Genomic DNA, 17,484 nt, shown 5'->3' with positions numbered 1-17,484 from the left:
ACCAAGTACGGGCGATCGGTCCGCACCTGGCACCGGGTACGGGCGATCGGTCCGCGCCCGGCACCGGGTACGGACCGATCGGGCCACCTGGACGCCTCGTACCGGGATCGGATCACCCGTACGAACGGAAAACGCGATCGGTTCCGCCCGTACCCACGCGAAAAGGGGCCCGCGCGGTGTGTGCGGGCCCCTTTCACCGGTGTACGTCAGGTGCGGTAGATCGACTCGACCTCGTCCGCGAAGTCCTTCGCCACCACATTGCGCTTCAGCTTCAGCGACGGCGTGATGTGGCCCGCCTCCTCGGTGAACTGCGTGGGCAGGATGCGGAACTTGCGTACGGACTCCGCCTTGGACACCGCGGCGTTGCCGTCGTCCACCGCCCGCTGCACCTCGGCCAGCAGCTCGGTGTCCTCGCGCAGCGACACGGCCGTCGAACCGACGGGCTTGCCGTGCTCCTCGGCCCAGCGCACCAGGAACTCCTCGTCGATGGTGATCAGCGCGCCGACGAACGGCCGTCCGTCGCCGACCACCATGCACTCGGCGACCAGGGCGTGTGCGCGGATCCGGTCCTCGATCACGGCGGGGGCGACGTTCTTGCCGCCGGCGGTGACGATGATCTCCTTCTTGCGGCCGGTGATCGCGAGATAGCCGTCCTCGTCGAGCGTGCCGATGTCACCCGTGTGGAACCAGCCGTCGGCCAGCGCCTCGGCCGTCGCCGTGTCGTTCTTCCAGTACCCGGTGAACAGGTGCTCGCCGTGCAGCAGGACCTCGCCGTCGTCGGCGATCCGGACGACCGAACCGGGCAGCGGCTGGCCGACCGTACCGATCTTCTGGCGGTCCCACGGGTTGAACGCGGTCGCCGCACAGCTCTCCGTGAGGCCGTAGCCCTCCAGCACCGTGAAGCCGATGCCCCGGAAGAAGTGCCCGAGCCGCTCGCCCAGCGGAGCGCCGCCGGAGATCGCGAACTCGCCGCGCCCCCCGAGCACCGCGCGGAGCTTGCCGTAGACCAGCTTGTCGAAGACCTTGTGCTTGAGACGCAGCCCGAGCGACGCACCCTGCGGGGTGCCCAGCGCCCGGCTGTAGGCGATCGCGGTGTCGGCGGCCCGGTCGAAGATCCGGCCCTTGCCGTCGGCCTGCGCCTTGGCCCGCGCCGAGTTGTAGACCTTCTCGAAGACCCGGGGCACGCCGAGGATCAGCGTCGGCCGGAACGAGGCCAGCTCATCGGTGAGGTTCTTGATGTCCGGCACACAGCCGAGCCTGATCGGGGCCATCACCGAGGCCACCTCGACCAGCCGGCCGAAGACATGGGCCGCGGGCAGGAAGAGCAGCACCGAGCACTCACCCGTACGGAAGAGGGGCTTCAGCCGCTCCACCACGTTGCCGCACTCCGCGAAGAAGCTGCGGTGCGTCAGCACACAGCCCTTGGGGCGGCCCGTGGTGCCGGAGGTGTAGACGATGGTGGCCGGGTCGTCGGCCTTGGCGCTCACCATGCGCAGATCCATGGTCTCGTCCGAGACCCCGCCGCCGAGGGCGGTCAGCTCGTCGACCGCGCCCCGGTCGATCTGCCAGACGTGCGACAGCTCCGGCAGCCGGTCCCGTACGGACGCGACGGCCCCGGCGTGCGCGTCACTCTCCACGAGCACCCCGACCGCGCCGGAGTCACCGAGGATCCACTGGACCTGCTCGGCGGAGCTGGTCTCGTACACCGGCACGGTCACCGCGCCCGCACTCCAGATCGCGAAGTCCAGCAGCACCCACTCGAAGCGGGTGCGCGACATCAGGGCGACCCGGTCGCCCGGCTGCACGCCCGAGGCGATCAGCCCTTTGGCGGCGGCTCTCACCTCGGCCAGGAACCGGGTGGCGGTGACATCCGTCCAGACGCCGGCCACCTTGCGGCTCATCACCGCGACATCCGGATGCTGAGCGGCATTGCGGCGGATGAGATCCGTCAGGTTGCCGTCCGTAGGGACCTCGTACAGGGCCGGAAGGCTGAACTCGCGCAAGACTGCTGCTCCTCATCGGGCTCCGGTGCCACGGCTCCGTGCGACGCACCGGTTGCGGTCCAAGACTGGCGGTGCTCCGTGGGGTGAGCACGACTGGACTGCCCGGACGTTACCCATCGGTACGTGGTTCCCGATAGGGGGTTCCGGCCAGATGTCTTATGCATCACACACATGGGTGGTCCTTTCGCGCAGAGTAGTCCACCCGTGTCACGACTCGGAAGTAACCGCAGGTCCGGCAGCCCCTACCCAGGGCTCCGGGGGCGGCCTAGGGTGGCTCGCATGCGAGGCAGCGAACCGGACGGTCGGGGCACCAGCGCGCGGCGCACCACGCGCGTGCACGTGGTGAGTGATGTGCACGGCAACACCGAAGCGCTGGCCCGCGCCGGAGACGGCGCCGACGCCCTGGTCTGCCTGGGTGACCTGGTCCTCTTCCTCGACTACGCCGACCATTCGCGCGGCATCTTCCCCGACCTCTTCGGGAAGGAGAACGCGGACCGCATCGTCGAGCTGCGCACCGCACGGCGCTTCGAGGAGGCCCGCGAGTTCGGCCGCGAGCTCTGGGCCGGCCGGGACCGCAACACCGCGATCCTCGGTGCTGTGCGCAAGCAGTACGCCGCCCTGTTCGCGGCCTTCCCCACCCCGACGTACGCCACCTACGGCAACGTCGACATCCCCTCCCTCTGGCCCGAGTACGCGGGCCCGGGCACCACCGTCCTGGACGGCGAGCGCGTCGAGATCGGCGGCCGGGTCTTCGGCTTCGTCGGCGGTGGGCTGAAGACCCCGATGAACACCCCGTACGAGATCAGTGACGAGGAGTACGCCGCCAAGGTCGAGGCGCTCGGCCCGGTCGACGTGCTCTGCTCGCACATCCCGCCCGAGGTGCCGGAGCTGACGTACGACACCGTCGCGCGCCGCTTCGAACGCGGCAGCCCGGCCCTCCTGGACGCCATCCGCAGGACCCGCCCCCGGTACGCGCTCTTCGGCCATGTTCACCAGCCCCTGGTGCGCCGGATGCGGATCGGCGTCACCGAATGCGTCAACGTCGGGCACTTCGCCTCGACCGGGAAGCCCTGGGCCCTCACCTGGTGAACCCGGCGGCCCGGGGCGTGGACGGGGCGGGGGCGGGCACGCGATAGCCTGCAACCGGCAGGCTCCTGCCGAACGCGACCGGTACACCGCACTGGAGGGCCACGGCGATGGCTGAACACACCAGCTCGAGCATCACGATCGAGGCGGCACCGGCCGACGTCATGGGTGTGATCGCCGACTTCGCCCGCTACCCGGAGTGGACCGGCGAGGTGAAGGAGGCCGAGGTGCTGGCCACCGACGACCGCGGCCGCGCCGAGCGGGTCCGGCTGGTCCTGGACGCCGGAGCGATCAAGGACGACCATGTCCTCGCCTACACCTGGACCGGCGAGAACGAGGTCAGCTGGAGCCTGGTGAAGTCCCAGATGCTGCGGGCCCTGGACGGTACGTACGCCCTGGCGCCCATCGGCGGCGGCGACCGCACCGAAGTCACCTACCGGCTCGCGGTCGACGTCAAGATCCCGCTCCTGGGCATGATCAAGCGCAAGGCGGAGAAGGTCATCATCGACCGCGCCCTGGCCGGTCTGAAGAAGCGCGTCGAGTCCGTCCCGCAGGGCTGACCCGGTGCGTACGGTCCTGGTCACCGGCTCCGGCGGCGCAGGCCGTACCACCGTCGCGGCGGCGACCGCGCTGGCAGCCGCCCGCAGCGGCCGCCGCACCCTCCTGATCTCCGCCGACGCCATCCCCTCCTTCCCCACCGGTACGGAACCCACCGAGGTCACCGACCACCTGCACAGCGCCCGCATCGACTCCGGCGCCCACTTCCGCGGCGAACTCCTCGAACTCCAGGACCGGGCCTCGGGCGTCCTCGACCTCCTCGGCGCCAACCGGCTGGACGGCGAGGAACTCACCGAGCTGCCCGGCAGCGCACCGCTCGCCCTCCTGCACACCCTGCGCCGCGCGGCCGAGGGCGACTGGGCGTCACCCGAGGGCGGCTACGACGTCCTCGTCGTCGACCTGCCACCCCTGCGCGAGGCGCTCGCCCTCCTCGCCCTGCCGGAGCAGCTGCGCCGCTATCTGCGCCGCCTGCTGCCCCAGGAGCGGCAGGCCGCCCGCGCGCTGCGCCCGATGCTCGCCCAGCTCGCCGGGGTCCCGATGCCCGCCCAGTGGCTGTACGAGGCGGCCGCCCGCAAGGACGCCGAGCTGGCCGCGGTCCAGGCACTGATCGAGGACCGCGCGACGACGGTCCGGCTGGTCGCCGAACCGGGCCCGGCCGCCGAGGACGCCCTGCGCGCCGCCCGTACCGGCCTGGCCCTGCACGGACTGCGCGCCGACGCCCTGGTGGCCGCCCGGGTGCTGCCCCGGCACTCCTGCGACCCCTGGTTCGCCGACCTCGCGGCCCAGCAGGACAAGTGCCTGGACCACTGGCGCGCCGACTGGGCCCCCGGCACCCCCGTGTGCGAGGCACCCCACCTCGGCCGCGACCCGCGGGGCCTCGACGACCTCGACGCCCTCGGCCTCACCGGGCCGGACGACCGGACACCGGGCCGGGCGGAGCACCCCTGGTGGATCGAGGAAGCCCCCGCCGGGAGCGACGGCGACCGGGAGCTCGTCTGGTGCCTGCCGCTGCCCGGAGCCGCCAAGACCGATCTCCGGCTCGTCCGCCGCGGCGACGAACTGCTGCTCACCGTCGGCCCGTTCCACCGGATCCTGCGCCTCGACTCCGGACTCCGGCGCTGCACCGTCGCGGGAGCGGCACTCAGCGACGGCGTACTGCGTGTCCGGTTCACCCCCGACCCGGCCCTCTGGCCGCGCACCTCCTGAACGGCGTACCACCGTTCGGGTAACGTCGGTAGTACGTGTTCCGTACGGCCCGTCGCCGACAATCCGCGTCGCAGGAGTCCGCCATGAGTGAAGCCACCGATCGTCCCGTCGACGGCGACGCGTGGGCCGATGCCTGCGCCGAGGACCTGGCAGCCGAGAAGGCCCGCCGCCGCGCCGAGTACGGCCCGCCGCCCGGCTCCGCCGCCGAGGAACTGCGCAGACTGGTCGACGCCGTGGCCGACAAGGTCGCCTCGCTCCAGTCGCCGCTGCTCGGCGTGGCGGCCCAGGGTGCCGTGCAGCAGGTCATCCGGCAGGCGAAGACGGCCGTCGAGCCCGTCATCGAGCGCAACCCGGACCTCTTCGACCACCTCGCGGCGGCGGGCAACGAGCTGCTGGCCGCCTACCGCTCGGCCGTCGAGGGCCAGGAGAGCCGCTGGACCCGGTCCACGGAGGGCGCCGGGGGCGCCGACAGTGCCGCCGGCACGTCGAAGAAGGCGGCCGAGGACCCGTCCGACCCGAGGGACGAGGGCCCCTCCGGGAGCGAACACATCGACCTGGACTGACCCGGGCCGAAGGGAGTGGCCGGACGCGTCGACCGGGGCGTACCGGCCGGTGGACCGGCCGGACGGACCGGCCCCCGCCTCGGGTACGGTTGGCCGTAGCGGGGCTCGACCGAAACTGAGGGATTCATGGGACTCACCATCGGCGTCGATATCGGCGGCACGAAGATCGCGGCTGGAGTGGTCGACGAAGAGGGCCGGATCCTCTCGACGTTCAAGGTGGCGACCCCGCCGACGGCCGAAGGCATCGTCGACGCGATCTGCTCGGCCGTGGCCGGCGCGAGCGAGGGGCACGACGTCGAGGCGGTCGGCATCGGTGCGGCCGGATACGTCGACGACAAGCGCGCCACCGTGCTGTTCGCGCCCAACATCAACTGGCGCCACGAGCCGCTCAAGGACAAGGTCGAGCAGCGCGTCGGCCTGCCGGTCGTCGTCGAGAACGACGCCAACGCCGCGGCCTGGGGCGAATACCGCTTCGGCGCCGGGCAGGGCCACGACGACGTCATCTGCATCACGCTGGGCACCGGCCTCGGCGGCGGCATCATCATCGGCAACAAGCTGCGCCGCGGCCGCTTCGGCGTGGCCGCCGAGTTCGGCCACATCCGGGTCGTCCCGGACGGCCTGCTCTGCGGCTGCGGCAGCCAGGGCTGCTGGGAGCAGTACGCCTCCGGCCGCGCGCTCGTCCGGTACGCCAGGCAGCGCGCCAACGCCACCCCGGAGAACGCCGCCGTCCTGCTCGCGCTCGGCGACGGCACCGTGGAGGGCATCGAGGGCAAGCACATCAGCGAGGCCGCCCGGCAGGGCGACCCGGTGGCCGTCGACTCGTTCCGCGAGCTGGCCCGCTGGGCCGGCGCCGGACTCGCCGACCTCGCCTCGCTCTTCGACCCGTCCGCGTTCATCGTCGGCGGCGGCGTCTCGGACGAGGGCGAACTCGTCCTGGACCCGATCCGCAAGTCGTTCCGGCGCTGGCTGATCGGCGGCGAGTGGCGCCCGCACGCCCAGGTCCTCGCGGCCCAACTGGGCGGCAAGGCCGGTCTGGTGGGCGCGGCCGACCTGGCCCGCCAGGGCTGAGCGGCCGACCGCGCGGGAGCCGGTCCACCGGCTCCGCAGGACTGACCGGACGCCCGTCGCGCCCTTCGGGGCCGCGGCGGGCGTCCGTCGTATCGTGGCCCGCATGGTCCTGACGCCGTTGCCCGACTCCCGCACCGAGCCGGACGGTTCGGCCGTGGTCCGCGTGCTCAGCTACAACATCCGCTCGATGCGCGACGACACCGCGGCACTGGCCCGGGTCATCCGCGCCTGCGAACCCGACCTGGTGTTCGTCCAGGAGGCCCCGCGCTTCTTCCGCTGGCGCAAGGCGGCCGCCCGGCTCGCCAAACGCAGCGGTCTCGTGGTCCTCGGCGGCGGCGCCCCCGCGGCCGGGCCGCTGCTGCTGTGCTCGCTGCGGGTCACGGTGGAGCGCACCGAGGACGTCCTGCTGCCGCGCACCCCCGGGCTGCACCGCAGGGGCTTCGCCACGGCGGTCGTACGGATCGCCGGGACCAGGATCGGCGTGCTGAGCTGTCATCTGAGCCTCCAGCGCGAGGAGCGTCTGGCCCAGAGCGAGCTGCTCCTCCAGCGGCTGGAGACGATGGACGTGCCGCACGCCGTGGCGGCGGGCGACCTCAACGACGTACCGACGGGGAAGGCGTTCACGCGCCTCGCCGGGCGGCTGCAGGACTGCTGGGCCACGGCGCCGTGGGGCGGCGAGCTCACCTTCACCCCGGACGACCCGCGCCGACGCATCGACGCGGTCTTCGCGACGCGGGGCATCGAGGTCCTCGGGTGCGGCGTCCCGGCGGGACTGCCGGGCATCAGCGAGGCGGACCTGCGGGCGGCCACGGACCATCTGCCACTGCTGGCGGCGCTCCGGGTGCCCGCGTCCGACGACGGCCGGGCGGTGCCGTGACACGGCACCGCCCGGCGGCTCACACCACCGCGCCGCGCCCCGGATCGCCGTGCCCGTCGGCATCGTCGTCGTCATGGGGCATCCGGGCCACCAGCGTCGCGAAGCCGCCCAGGAAACCGCCGATGCAGAGCGTGGTGAGCCACCACGTCATCTCCCACTGCAGCAGCACCGCGAGGAGCATCAGGACCGGGCCGCCGACGACCGCGAGCCACGCGAACTTCGCCGTGACGTCGGCCTCCGGCAGCGGCGGCGGCTCCGGGGGCACGAAGTGGCCCTCCTCGCCGTCGTCCGGATCGTCGATGTCACCGTCCTTGGGCTCCGCCATCTCGTAGTCACGGGGACCGCCGACGCCGGGGGCGAAGACGACCGAGCTGCCGAGCGACTTCTTCTCCGGCGGCTTCGGGGGCCTCTTCCCCGACCCCTTGTCCGCCGCGTCCGAGGGACCCGCGTCCGGTCCCAGGACATTGAGCTGGTCGTCCTCCAGCAGGGCCAGGTCCTCGATGGACTTGAACGGCTTGGCGCCCGGCGGATCCGGCGGCTCCTCGCCGTACCCCGCGACGATCGCCTCCCACGCCGCGTCCTCGTCGACCGGCCCGCCGCTCCGTGCCCCCTCGGGCGCCTCGGCGCCCCCGGGGACGGCCGCGCTCTCCGTGGGGCGCGGCTCACGCTCCTCTTCGCTGCCTGTGCGTTCCGCGTCCTGCTCAGCCACCGGACGTGCTCCCCTTCTTCCCGACGCTGGGTGCGAGACGGCCGATGAACCGGTAGCTCTCATCGAAGATCCGCTCCGCATCGTGGTCCAACGTCGCGACGTGGTAGCTCTGTTCCAGCAGGATCTCCTCGACATCCGTGGAGGAGACCCGGCTGAGGATCCGGGCCGAGTCGGCGGGCGGCACCACATGGTCCTGCGGACTGTGCAGCAGCACGATCGGCTGGGTCACCTGGGGCAGCTCGGCATCGACCAGCCGGAAGAACTTCCGCACCGAATGGGCCGCGTGCAGCGGCACCCGGTCGTAGCCGACCTCCGTGCTGCCCTCCAGCGCGATGTCGCTGGCCAGGCCCTTCGTCGTACGCACCAGATGACGGGCGACCGGCAGGGCGTACGCGGACAGGCCGTGCACCTTGTTCGCCGGGTTGACGAGCACCAGACCACTGATCGCGTCCCCGTGCTTCGCCGCGAGCCGCAGGGTCAGCGCGCCGCCCATGGAGAGGCCGAAGACGAAGACCTGGCCGCACCGCTCACGCAGGGCCCGCAGCTCCCGGTCCACCTCCGCGTACCAGTCCTGCCAGCCGGTGACCGCCATGTCCTCCCAGCGGGTGCCGTGGCCGGGCAGCAGCGGCAGCGAGACGGTCAGTCCGCGCCCGGCCAGATAGTCGGCCCAGGGGCGCAGTGACTGCGGCGATCCGGTGAATCCATGACAGAGGAGGACGCCGACCTCTCCGCCCTCGTGGCGGAACGGCTCGGCTCCAGGGAGGACCGGCACCAAGGTCTCCTGTTCGTGAGGCTGGGCGGGCGTGCAAGGGGGAGTGCGAGAAGGATTACTTCACCGTACGCGACCGGGCTGACACCGACCAGGGTCGTCACCGCCCGCACCACCGCCACCGGCCGGAACCACCGCCCCGTGCCGGGCGGGAGGGCGGGCGACCCCACAGGCTAAGGTCTGACCGACCGCATACAGGAGGCACCCGAGTTGATCTACGGCGCAATGAAGTTCTCCATCGGCGGGTCTCTGAAGCTCGCTTTCAGGCCGTGGGTGGAGGGCCTGGAGAACATCCCCGAGCAGGGGCCGGCGATTCTCGCGAGCAACCATCTGTCGTTCTCCGACTCGTTCTTCCTGCCGGCCGTCCTGGACCGCAAGGTCACCTTCATCGCGAAGGCCGAGTACTTCACCGCGCCCGGCGTGAAGGGCAAGCTCACCGCCGCCTTCTTCAAGGGCGTCGGGCAGCTCCCGGTCGACCGCTCCGGTGCCAGGGGCGCCGGCGAGGCGGCCATCAGGGCAGGCATCCAGGTCATCGAGAGCGGCGGCCTCTTCGGTATCTACCCGGAGGGCACCCGGTCGCCCGACGGCCGGCTCTACCGGGGCAAGCCCGGCGGTCTCGCGCGGGTGGCCCTGGCCACCGGAGCGCCCGTCATCCCGGTCGCGATGATCGACACGGAGAAGATCCAGCCCCCCGGCCAGGTGATGCCCAAGCTGATGCGCCCCGGCATCCGGATCGGCAAGCCGCTCGACTTCAGCCGCTACCAGGGCATGGACGGAGACCGCTTCATCCTGCGTTCGGTGACCGACGAGGTCATGTACGAGATCATGAAGCTCTCCGGCCAGGAGTACGTGGACATCTACGCCACCGCGGCCAAGCGCCGGATCGCCGACGAGGCCAAACGACGGGCCGAGGCCGTCAAGCGCGCGCAGAAGCAGGGACACGGGGCGGACGACGAGGGAACGGAACGGTCCGGCGCGTAGTGGCGTCGTTGTCCGTCCGGGGGGTGGGTTGATGGCCAAGCGCGAGCGGGTCGTACGGATGTCGGTCGAGCAGCCGCTGTGGCGGGCGCTGACGGCGTACCGCGTACTGACGATGATCTACGCCGTGCTGCTCGCGGTCTTCGGCCGGGACAAGTACGAACGGCCCTGGGTCGCCGTCGTCTTCCTGGTGGTCATGGTCCTGTGGACACTCCTCACGCTTCCCAAGGTCGCGGGCGCGGTGAGCTGCACGAAGCGTTTCCTGGGCGCGGATCTCGTCGTCGCCCTCGCCGGGATCCTGCTCACCCCGCTCGCCGACTTCGACGCCCAGCACATCGACGGCCCGACCCTGCCGTCGATCTGGACGGCCGGTTCCGTGCTGGCCTTCGCGATCAAGGGCGGCTGGCGGTGGGCGGCCTTCGCCTCCACCTTCGTCGCCGTCGCCAACATCATCGAGCGCGGCGAGCCCAGCCGGGACACCTTCCACAACGTCCTGCTGGTCTGGGTCGCCTCGATCGCCATCGGGTACGTCGTCGAGGTCGCCCGCGCCAGTGAACGCACCCTGGCCCGCGCCCTGGAGATCGAGGCCGCCACCCGTGAGCGCGAGCGGCTGGCCCGCGACATCCACGACAGCGTGCTCCAGGTCCTCGCGATGGTGCAGCGCCGGGGCTCGGCGATCGGCGGCGAGGCGGCCGAGCTCGGCCGGATGGCGGGGGAGCAGGAGATCGCCCTGCGCACCCTCGTCTCCAGCGGCCTGGTGCCCACGTCCCGGGTCTCCGAGGACGCGGCCGAGGGCGCCGTCGTCCGTACCGTCGAGGTCGACGACGAGTGGTCGGGCCCGGCGGCCGTGTGCGACCTGCGCGCGCTGCTCGCCCCGCACGCGGGTTCCCGGACCAGTTTCGCGGAGCCGGGGGCTCCGGTGCTGCTGCCGCCCGAGGCCGCTCGGGAGCTGGCCGCCGCCGTCAGTGCCGCCCTGGACAATGTCCGGGTGCACGCGGGTCAGGACGCGCAGGCGTGGATCCTGGTCGAGGACGAGCCGGACGAGGTGATCGTCACGGTCCGGGACGACGGCCCGGGTATCCCGGCGGGGCGCCTGGCCCAGGCGGAGGGCGAGGGGCGGCTCGGGGTCGCCCTGTCCATCCGCGGCCGGCTGCGCGATCTGGGCGGCACGGCAGAGCTGATCTCGGTGCCGGGACAGGGCACCGAGGTCGAGTTGAAGGTTCCGAAGGTTTCCCGGGGGAAGGCAGAATCAGCCGGATGAGTACACAGAACGAGCCGGGTGGAGCCGAGCGGCCCATCAAGGTGATGGTGGTCGACGACCACCCGATGTGGCGCGACGCGGTCGCCCGCGACCTCGCCGAGTCCGGATTCGACGTCGTGGCGACCGCCGGGGACGGCCCGCAGGCCGTGCGCCGCGCGAGGGCCGCGGACCCCGACGTCCTCGTCCTGGACCTGAATCTGCCCGGGATGCCCGGTGTCCAGGTCTGCAAGGAGCTGGTCGGCTCCCACCCCGGGCTGCGCGTCCTGGTGCTCTCCGCGAGCGGCGAGCACGCCGATGTCCTGGAGGCGGTGAAGTCCGGCGCCACCGGCTATCTGCTGAAGTCCGCCAGCACCCAGGAGCTGACCGACGCCGTCCGCTCCACCGCCGTCGGCGACCCGGTCTTCACCCCCGGTCTCGCCGGGCTCGTGCTCGGCGAGTACCGCAGACTGGCGTCCGACCCGGCCCCGGCCGCGTCCGACGAACCGAAGGCGCCGCAGCTCACCGAGCGCGAGACCGAGGTGCTGCGGCTGGTGGCCAAGGGACTCTCGTACAAGCAGATCGCCGAGCGGCTGGTCATCTCGCACCGCACCGTGCAGAACCACGTCCAGAACACCCTCGGCAAGCTCCAGCTGCACAACCGGGTGGAGCTCGTGCGGTACGCCATCGAGCGCGGCCTCGACGACGTGTGACCCGGCGGCCGGACCGGCTCCCGCGGGGGGCGGGCGGCAGGGCGGGGTGAGGGGCCGTATATTCGCGATATCCGGCCCATCACCCTGGAACGCGTACAGAGCGGGAGCAACTGTGGAAATCCTGGCATTCGGCGTGCAGTCCGACGAGAAGCCCCTGATCGAGAAGGCCTTCGCCGGACAGCACGAGGTCCGTTGCCTGGACGTCTTCCTGAACCGGGACACCGCCCCCATCGCGGCGGGCTACGAGGTCATCTCCACCAGCGTCAACGCCGACCTCGGCAGCAAGGTCCTCCAGACCCTCGCCGCGGGCGGCACCCAGATGATCGCCCAGCGCTCCACCGGCTTCAACAACATCGACCTGGACGTCGCCGAGCGCCTCGCCCTGCGCGTCGCCCGGGTCTCGTACTACTCCCCGTACTCCGTGGCCGAATTCGCCTGGACCCTCGCCATGGCGGTCAACCGGCGCATCATCCGCGCCGCGAGCCGCACCCGGGACTTCGACTTCCGCCTCGACGGCCTCCTCGGACGGGACATGCGCGGGCGCACCGTCGGCGTGGTCGGCACCGGCAAGATCGGTGAGGCGTTCACCCGCATCGCCCACGGCTTCGGCATGAAGCTGCTGGGCTGGGACGTCGCCGAGAACCCGGCCTGCACCGAACTGGGCATGCGGTACGTCGAGAAGGAGCAGCTGTTCGCCGAGGCCGACCTGATCAGCCTCCACGTACCGCTGCTCCCCTCCACCCACCACCTCATCGACAAGGCCGCCCTGACCGCGATGAAGGACGACGCGATCCTGGTCAACTCCAGCCGGGGCGGCCTTATCGACACCACCGCCCTGGTCAGCGAGCTGCGCGCGGGCCGCTTCCTGGGCGTCGGACTGGACGTGTACGAGGCGGAGGCCGGGCTCTTCTTCCTGGACAAGTCCCTGGAGGGCGTCGACGACGACACCCTGGCCCGGCTGGTCACCTTCCCGAACGTCATCGTGACCTCGCACCAGGCGTACTACACCGAGGACGCCGTGGGCCAGATCGTCGACGCCACCGTGCAGAACGTCGCCGACTACCTGGCCCGCCGCACCAGCGACAACGTCCTGGTCCCGGCGCCCCCGAAGAGCTGACGGTCCCGGACCGCCGGCTCCTCGGGGGGCCGTGCGGGCCGTCCGGTCCTCAGCTGAGGACCGGCAGCCCCGCCAGCAGTTCGGTCACGATCGCGGCCCCCCGGATCGTCAGTACCGACTCCGGGTGGAACTGCACCGACGCGAAACCCTCACCGCGCAGCGCGTGCAGCTCACCGGTGGCCTCGTCCCGGCTCACCTCGATGCCGTGCGCGGCCAGTTCGGCGGCGCTCGCCCCGTCGCAGCGCGCGGTGAAGCTGTTGTAGAAGCCGACCGTCTCCGGCCGGCCGAACAGCTCGATCCGGGTCTGCGCCCCCTGGTACGGCACGGTCTTGCGCACGACCTCCATCCCCAGCTCGGCCGCGATCAGCTCATGTCCCAGACAGACCCCCAGCAGCCCGTGCCGGTGGTCGCGCACCAGCTCGGCCGCGAACTCGCGCAGCAGCCGCATCTTCGGGTCCGTGAGGTCGCCAGGATTGCCGGGGCCGGGACCCAGCACGACGGGGCCGCGGTGCGCCCGTACGACCTCCCGCAGCCCCGGCTCGTCGTAGCGGCGCACCGATACCTCCAGTCCCGAGGCGCGCAGCAGATGGGCCAGCATCGCGGTGAACGTGTCCTCGCCGTCCACCACCAGCGCATGGCCGCTCAGCTCCCGCGTACGCTCCTGCATCCGCAGCCAGAACGGTGCGAGCCCACCGCGCCGGTCGTCCAGCGCCGCCTGCACCCGCGGATCGGAAGCCAGCTGCGGACGGGCCGCCTCCGCGTCCGGCCGCCCCGGCCGCACACCCAGCGCCGTCAGCACCCCGGCCGCCTTCGCATGGGTCTCGGCGACCTCGCTCGCCGGATCCGAGTGGCGTACGAGCGTCGCGCCGACCGGCACCTTCAGCTGCCCGTCGGCCGAGATGTCGGCGGTCCTGATCAGGATCGGCGAGTCCAGGGTCTGCGACCCGTTCGCATCCCGCCGCAGCAGGGCCAGCGCGCCCGCGTAGTAGCCGCGGCCGCCGGGCTCGTACCGCTCGATGACCCGGCAGGCGTTCTGCACCGGGGAACCGGTGACGGTCGCCGCGAACATGGTCTCCCGCAGCACCTCGCGCACATCGAGGGAGGACTTGCCGCGCAGCTCGTACTCGGTGTGCGCGAGGTGGGCCATCTCCTTGAGCCGGGGGCCGATGACCACGCCGCCCATGTCGCCGACGGTGCACATCATCTTCAGTTCCTCGTCGACCACCATGGAGAGCTCCTCGGTCTCCTTGCGGTCCCCGAGGAAGGCCAGCAGGCTCTCGGCGGTGGGGCCTTCGGCCGGGTAGCGGTAGGTGCCGCTGATCGGGTTCATCACGACCGTCCCGCCGGACATCCGCACATGCACCTCGGGGCTGGCACCGACCAGTGTCCTGTCCCCGGTGTGCACGACGAACGTCCAGTACGCGCCCCGCTCCCCGGCCAGCAGCCGCCGGAACAGCGCCAGCGCGTCCGCCCGCCCGAATCCGGGGATCTCGCCGCGGAAGGTCCGCCGGATCACGAAGTTCGCGCCCTCGCCCTGCCCGATCTCGTCCTCGATGACCCGCCGGACGATCCCCGCGTACTCCTCGTCCGGGACGTCGAAGGCGCCGTTGTCGACCCGCACCTCATGGGCGGGCAGCCGCGACAGGACCTCGTCCAGCGGCAGCTCGTACGTCTCGTCCGCGACCAGCACGGACAGCGGGGTCCCGTCGTCGCGGACGTCGAAGCCGCGCTCGGCGATCTGCCGGAACGGCACCAGGGCCAGCGAGGGGGACCCGCCGACCGGCAGATCGGCCAGCCGGTCCGCCTCCCGCACCTCGCCGATCAGCAGCTCGACGAGATCGTGGTCATGGCCGGGGGTGCGCCGGCGCAGCAGTGCGAACGGCGGGCAGTCGTCCTGGAGCAGCCGTCGGACGAGTTCGGTGACGCGGTCGGACATGGGGTGTTCCTTCCGGATGGAGGAGGGAGGAACGGCCCCGGGACACAGAGAAGGCCGCCCTCGGGCGGCCTTCGCGAAGTCTGTACGCGCGTCGAGTCAGCGGGCCGCCGGATGAGCGGTCCACCACCAGTTCTGAATCGAGATCCGGGTCTGCTGCGCGAACATGCTCCGAACCCTAGCGGACGTCGGCGGCCCCGGAGCGTGTGTCTCAACTATTGAGCGGGCGAATGGGCACCCTCCGCGACCCCGTAATGTTGTCCGCGTGACCGTGAACGCCAATACCTCCGTCGCCGGTGGCCACACCTGGCGAGACCTTCCCGCGGCGCAGCAGCCCGAGTATCCCGACTCCGAGGCCCTGCGCGATGCACTCGCGGACCTCGCGTCGTATCCGCCACTCGTCTTCGCGGGCGAGTGCGACCAGCTGCGCGCCCGACTGGGAGCCGTCGCCAAGGGCGAGGCGTTCCTGCTGCAGGGCGGCGACTGTGCCGAGGCCTTCGACGCCGTGTCCGCCGACCACATCCGGGCCAAGCTGAAGACGCTGCTCCAGATGAGCGCCGTCCTCACGTACGCGGCCTCCGTGCCCGTGGTGAAGGTGGGCCGGATCGCCGGCCAGTACTCCAAGCCGCGCTCCAAGCCGACCGAGACCCGCGACGGTGTGACGCTGCCGACCTACCGCGGCGACTCCGTCAACGGCTTCGCCTTCACCGAGGAAGCCCGGATCCCGAACCCGGACCGGCTGAAGCAGATGTACCATGCATCCGCTTCCACGCTGAACCTGGTGCGCGCCTTCACCACGGGCGGCTACGCGGACCTGCGCCAGGTGCACGCCTGGAACCAGGACTTCGTGAAGTCCTCGCCCTCCGGCCAGCGCTACGAGGCCCTGGCCCGGGAGATCGACAACGCGCTGAACTTCATGAAGGCGTGCGGCACGGACCCGGCCGAGTTCAAGGCGGTCGAGTTCTACTCCTCGCACGAGGGGCTGCTGCTGGACTACGAGTCGGCGCTGACCCGCACCGACTCGCGTACCGGGGAGCTGTACGACACCTCCGGCCACATGATCTGGGTCGGTGAGCGCACCCGCCAGATGGACGGCGCGCACATCGAGTTCGCCTCGAAGATCCGCAACCCCATCGGTGTGAAGCTCGGCCCGACGACCACCGTCGACGAGGCGCTCGGCTACATCGAGCGGCTGGACCCCGAGCGCGAGCCCGGCCGGCTGACCTTCATCGTCCGCATGGGCGCCGACAAGGTCCGCGACAAGCTCCCCGATCTGGTCGAGAAGGTCACCGCCTCCGGCGCCACCGTGGTGTGGGTGACCGACCCGATGCACGGCAACACCTTCGAGGCGGCCTCCGGCCACAAGACGCGACGCTTCGACGACGTCCTGGACGAGGTCAAGGGCTTCTTCGAGGTGCACAAGGGCCTCGGTACGCACCCGGGCGGCATCCACGTCGAGCTGACCGGTGACGATGTCACCGAGTGCGTCGGCGGCGGCCACGAGATCTTCGTGGACGACCTGCACCAGCGGTACGAGACGGCCTGCGACCCGCGTCTGAACCGCAGCCAGTCCCTCGACCTGGCCTTCCTCGTCGCCGAGATGTACCGCGACCAGTAAGGACCACCGGGCAGTCGCCTCTGTGGGGCACGGATCGATGTGATCCGTGCCCCACAGTGCGTTCCGGGGCTTTTACCCGCCTTGAGGGACGGGTAAGGTTAGGTTAGCCTCACCGAATAGATCGGGACGGCGCCAGCGACCGATCCCGTCGGGAGGTGAACCGCATGTACGTCTGCTCGTGTTTCGGCGTTACGGAACAGCAGGTCAAGCAGCATGCGGACGCCGGAGCGTGCACGCCCCGCCAGATAGCCTCCGCCTGCAAGGCCGGTACGGACTGCGGCGGCTGCGTCCGCAGGATCCAGGCACTCCTCGGGCGTGGCGAGTGCCCGCGCCGTGAGCTGCTCGATCAGCGTCAGGAACCGGCCACCGGCTCGGTCGCCGCGCCGGTGGCCATGACCGCGCTGCCGGACATCCGGCTGTCCGACGCCGCCTGACCCGGCTGTTCCGGCCGCTCCGTACCTCATGCGGACGTACGGGAGAACCGTTCCCGCAGGTCAGCTCTCCGGCTGCTCGATGAGCTGGGCGATGTAGAGCGGCTCGCCGAGCTTCTCGACCAGTTCCAGCTGGGTGTCGAGGTAGTCGATGTGATGCTCTTCGTCCTCCAGGATGGACTCGAAGATGTTTGCGGACGTGATGTCGCCCTTGCCGCGCATCACCTCGATGCCCCGCTTGAGCCGGTCGATCGCCTCCACCTCGACCTGGCGGTCGGCCTGGAACATCTCGGTGACCGTCTGCCCCACCCGGACATGGAAGAGCCGCTGGTAGTTGGGCAGTCCGTCGAGGAACAGGATCCGGTCGGTCAGGATCTCGGCGTGCTTCATCTCGTCGAAGGACTCGGCCCGGGTGTACTTGGCGAGCTTGGTCCAGCCGAAGTTGTCCTGCATCTTTGCATGCAGGAAGTACTGGTTGATGGCGGTCAATTCGGCGGTCAGCTGTTCGTTCAGGAACTCGAGGACCTCGGGGTCGCCCTGCATGGCAGAGGCTCCTTCCAACCGGTGAACGGGGCAAGTTGCGCGCATCCTCGCATCGCACTTCCCGGCCGTCCAGTA

18 protein-coding genes are annotated in these 17,484 nt (G+C 71.3%); 12 read left to right on the top strand and 6 right to left on the bottom strand.

Going from position 1 to position 17,484, the window contains the following annotated elements:
- Nucleotides 1–206 precede the first annotated feature (206 nt).
- Nucleotides 207–2,003, bottom strand: coding sequence for an AMP-dependent synthetase/ligase (locus tag OG251_RS10230; RefSeq protein WP_326676863.1), 1,797 nt, complete (start codon nt 2,001–2,003; stop codon nt 207–209).
- A gap of 279 nt (nt 2,004–2,282) precedes the next feature.
- Between OG251_RS10230 and OG251_RS10225 the strand changes: the two genes are divergently transcribed.
- The 6 genes from OG251_RS10225 (at nt 2,283) to OG251_RS10200 (ending at nt 7,361) form a co-directional block, all read left to right on the top strand.
- Nucleotides 2,283–3,092: a metallophosphoesterase family protein gene (locus tag OG251_RS10225; protein WP_326676862.1), complete on the top strand. Its 810-nt coding sequence runs from the start codon at nt 2,283–2,285 to the stop codon at nt 3,090–3,092.
- A gap of 107 nt (nt 3,093–3,199) precedes the next feature.
- Nucleotides 3,200–3,649, top strand: coding sequence for an SRPBCC family protein (locus OG251_RS10220; RefSeq protein ID WP_326676861.1), 450 nt, complete (start codon nt 3,200–3,202; stop codon nt 3,647–3,649).
- A gap of 4 nt (nt 3,650–3,653) precedes the next feature.
- Nucleotides 3,654–4,853, top strand: coding sequence for an ArsA family ATPase (locus tag OG251_RS10215; RefSeq protein ID WP_326676860.1), 1,200 nt, complete (start codon nt 3,654–3,656; stop codon nt 4,851–4,853).
- 83 nt (nt 4,854–4,936) lie between these two features.
- Nucleotides 4,937–5,416, top strand: coding sequence for a DUF5304 domain-containing protein (locus OG251_RS10210; protein WP_326676859.1), 480 nt, complete (start codon nt 4,937–4,939; stop codon nt 5,414–5,416).
- Nucleotides 5,417–5,542: 126 nt separating this feature from the next.
- Entirely contained in the window at nt 5,543–6,484 is a 942-nt protein-coding gene (locus OG251_RS10205; protein WP_326676858.1) for an ROK family glucokinase, read from the top strand.
- Nucleotides 6,485–6,587: 103 nt separating this feature from the next.
- A complete protein-coding gene (locus tag OG251_RS10200; RefSeq protein WP_326676857.1) occupies nt 6,588–7,361 on the top strand; it encodes an endonuclease/exonuclease/phosphatase family protein in 774 nt (257 codons plus the stop codon).
- Nucleotides 7,362–7,380: 19 nt separating this feature from the next.
- Here the strand turns inward: OG251_RS10200 and OG251_RS10195 are convergent, their stop codons facing one another.
- Nucleotides 7,381–8,070, bottom strand: a complete 690-nt coding sequence (locus tag OG251_RS10195) for a hypothetical protein (protein WP_326676856.1) — start codon at nt 8,068–8,070, stop codon at nt 7,381–7,383.
- Nucleotides 8,063–8,842: an alpha/beta hydrolase gene (locus OG251_RS10190; RefSeq protein WP_326676855.1), complete on the bottom strand. Its 780-nt coding sequence runs from the start codon at nt 8,840–8,842 to the stop codon at nt 8,063–8,065. The genes OG251_RS10195 and OG251_RS10190 overlap by 8 nt, the downstream gene beginning before the upstream one ends.
- 207 nt (nt 8,843–9,049) lie before the next feature.
- On the opposite strand from OG251_RS10190, the gene OG251_RS10185 reads away from it, so the two are divergent.
- The 4 genes from OG251_RS10185 to OG251_RS10170 all read left to right on the top strand — a co-directional run bounded on the left by OG251_RS10185 (nt 9,050) and on the right by OG251_RS10170 (nt 12,884).
- Nucleotides 9,050–9,820 (top strand): lysophospholipid acyltransferase family protein, encoded by a 771-nt coding sequence (locus OG251_RS10185; protein WP_442818319.1) that lies wholly within the window; start codon nt 9,050–9,052, stop codon nt 9,818–9,820.
- A 31-nt stretch (nt 9,821–9,851) separates the two neighbouring features.
- Complete coding sequence (gene macS, locus OG251_RS10180; protein ID WP_326676854.1) at nt 9,852–11,078, top strand: MacS family sensor histidine kinase; 1,227 nt, start codon at nt 9,852–9,854, stop codon at nt 11,076–11,078.
- Nucleotides 11,075–11,767 (top strand): response regulator transcription factor, encoded by a 693-nt coding sequence (locus tag OG251_RS10175; protein ID WP_326676852.1) that lies wholly within the window; start codon nt 11,075–11,077, stop codon nt 11,765–11,767. The genes macS and OG251_RS10175 overlap by 4 nt, the downstream gene beginning before the upstream one ends.
- A 112-nt stretch (nt 11,768–11,879) precedes the next feature.
- Nucleotides 11,880–12,884, top strand: a complete 1,005-nt coding sequence (locus OG251_RS10170) for a 2-hydroxyacid dehydrogenase (protein ID WP_326676851.1) — start codon at nt 11,880–11,882, stop codon at nt 12,882–12,884.
- A gap of 49 nt (nt 12,885–12,933) precedes the next feature.
- Here OG251_RS10170 and OG251_RS10165 read toward each other — a convergent pair whose 3' ends face one another.
- Both OG251_RS10165 and OG251_RS44970 read right to left on the bottom strand, forming a co-directional pair.
- Nucleotides 12,934–14,820, bottom strand: a complete 1,887-nt coding sequence (locus tag OG251_RS10165; RefSeq protein ID WP_326676850.1) for an anthranilate synthase family protein — start codon at nt 14,818–14,820, stop codon at nt 12,934–12,936.
- Between the two features lie 96 nt (nt 14,821–14,916).
- Nucleotides 14,917–14,985 (bottom strand): trp operon leader peptide, encoded by a 69-nt coding sequence (locus OG251_RS44970; protein ID WP_351863589.1) that lies wholly within the window; start codon nt 14,983–14,985, stop codon nt 14,917–14,919.
- A gap of 103 nt (nt 14,986–15,088) precedes the next feature.
- Between OG251_RS44970 and OG251_RS10160 the strand changes: the two genes are divergently transcribed.
- Nucleotides 15,089–16,435: a class II 3-deoxy-7-phosphoheptulonate synthase gene (locus OG251_RS10160; RefSeq protein ID WP_326681206.1), complete on the top strand. Its 1,347-nt coding sequence runs from the start codon at nt 15,089–15,091 to the stop codon at nt 16,433–16,435.
- Nucleotides 16,436–16,599: 164 nt separating this feature from the next.
- Nucleotides 16,600–16,869, top strand: a complete 270-nt coding sequence (locus OG251_RS10155) for a (2Fe-2S)-binding protein (protein ID WP_326676849.1) — start codon at nt 16,600–16,602, stop codon at nt 16,867–16,869.
- Between the two features lie 60 nt (nt 16,870–16,929).
- On the opposite strand, the gene bfr is transcribed toward OG251_RS10155, so the two are convergent.
- Nucleotides 16,930–17,409, bottom strand: a complete 480-nt coding sequence (gene bfr / locus OG251_RS10150; protein WP_007451289.1) for a bacterioferritin — start codon at nt 17,407–17,409, stop codon at nt 16,930–16,932.
- Nucleotides 17,410–17,484: the final 75 nt, after the last annotated feature.

Origin of the sequence: Streptomyces sp. NBC_01237 (assembly GCF_035917275.1) — a bacterium.
Lineage (GTDB): Bacteria > Actinomycetota > Actinomycetes > Streptomycetales > Streptomycetaceae > Streptomyces.
This window is presented reverse-complemented; position numbering and strand designations above follow the sequence as displayed.

Coding starts and splice junctions, on each gene's coding strand:
- OG251_RS10225 (WP_326676862.1), top strand. CDS start 2,283: ATGCGAGGCAGCGAACCGGACGGTCGGGGCACCAGCGCGCGGCGCACC.
- OG251_RS10220 (WP_326676861.1), top strand. CDS start 3,200: ATGGCTGAACACACCAGCTCGAGCATCACGATCGAGGCGGCACCGGCC.
- OG251_RS10210 (WP_326676859.1), top strand. CDS start 4,937: ATGAGTGAAGCCACCGATCGTCCCGTCGACGGCGACGCGTGGGCCGAT.
- OG251_RS10205 (WP_326676858.1), top strand. CDS start 5,543: ATGGGACTCACCATCGGCGTCGATATCGGCGGCACGAAGATCGCGGCT.
- OG251_RS10200 (WP_326676857.1), top strand. CDS start 6,588: ATGGTCCTGACGCCGTTGCCCGACTCCCGCACCGAGCCGGACGGTTCG.
- macS (WP_326676854.1), top strand. CDS start 9,852: ATGGCCAAGCGCGAGCGGGTCGTACGGATGTCGGTCGAGCAGCCGCTG.
- OG251_RS10175 (WP_326676852.1), top strand. CDS start 11,075: ATGAGTACACAGAACGAGCCGGGTGGAGCCGAGCGGCCCATCAAGGTG.
- OG251_RS10165 (WP_326676850.1), bottom strand. CDS start 14,820: ATGTCCGACCGCGTCACCGAACTCGTCCGACGGCTGCTCCAGGACGAC.
- OG251_RS10155 (WP_326676849.1), top strand. CDS start 16,600: ATGTACGTCTGCTCGTGTTTCGGCGTTACGGAACAGCAGGTCAAGCAG.
- bfr (WP_007451289.1), bottom strand. CDS start 17,409: ATGCAGGGCGACCCCGAGGTCCTCGAGTTCCTGAACGAACAGCTGACC.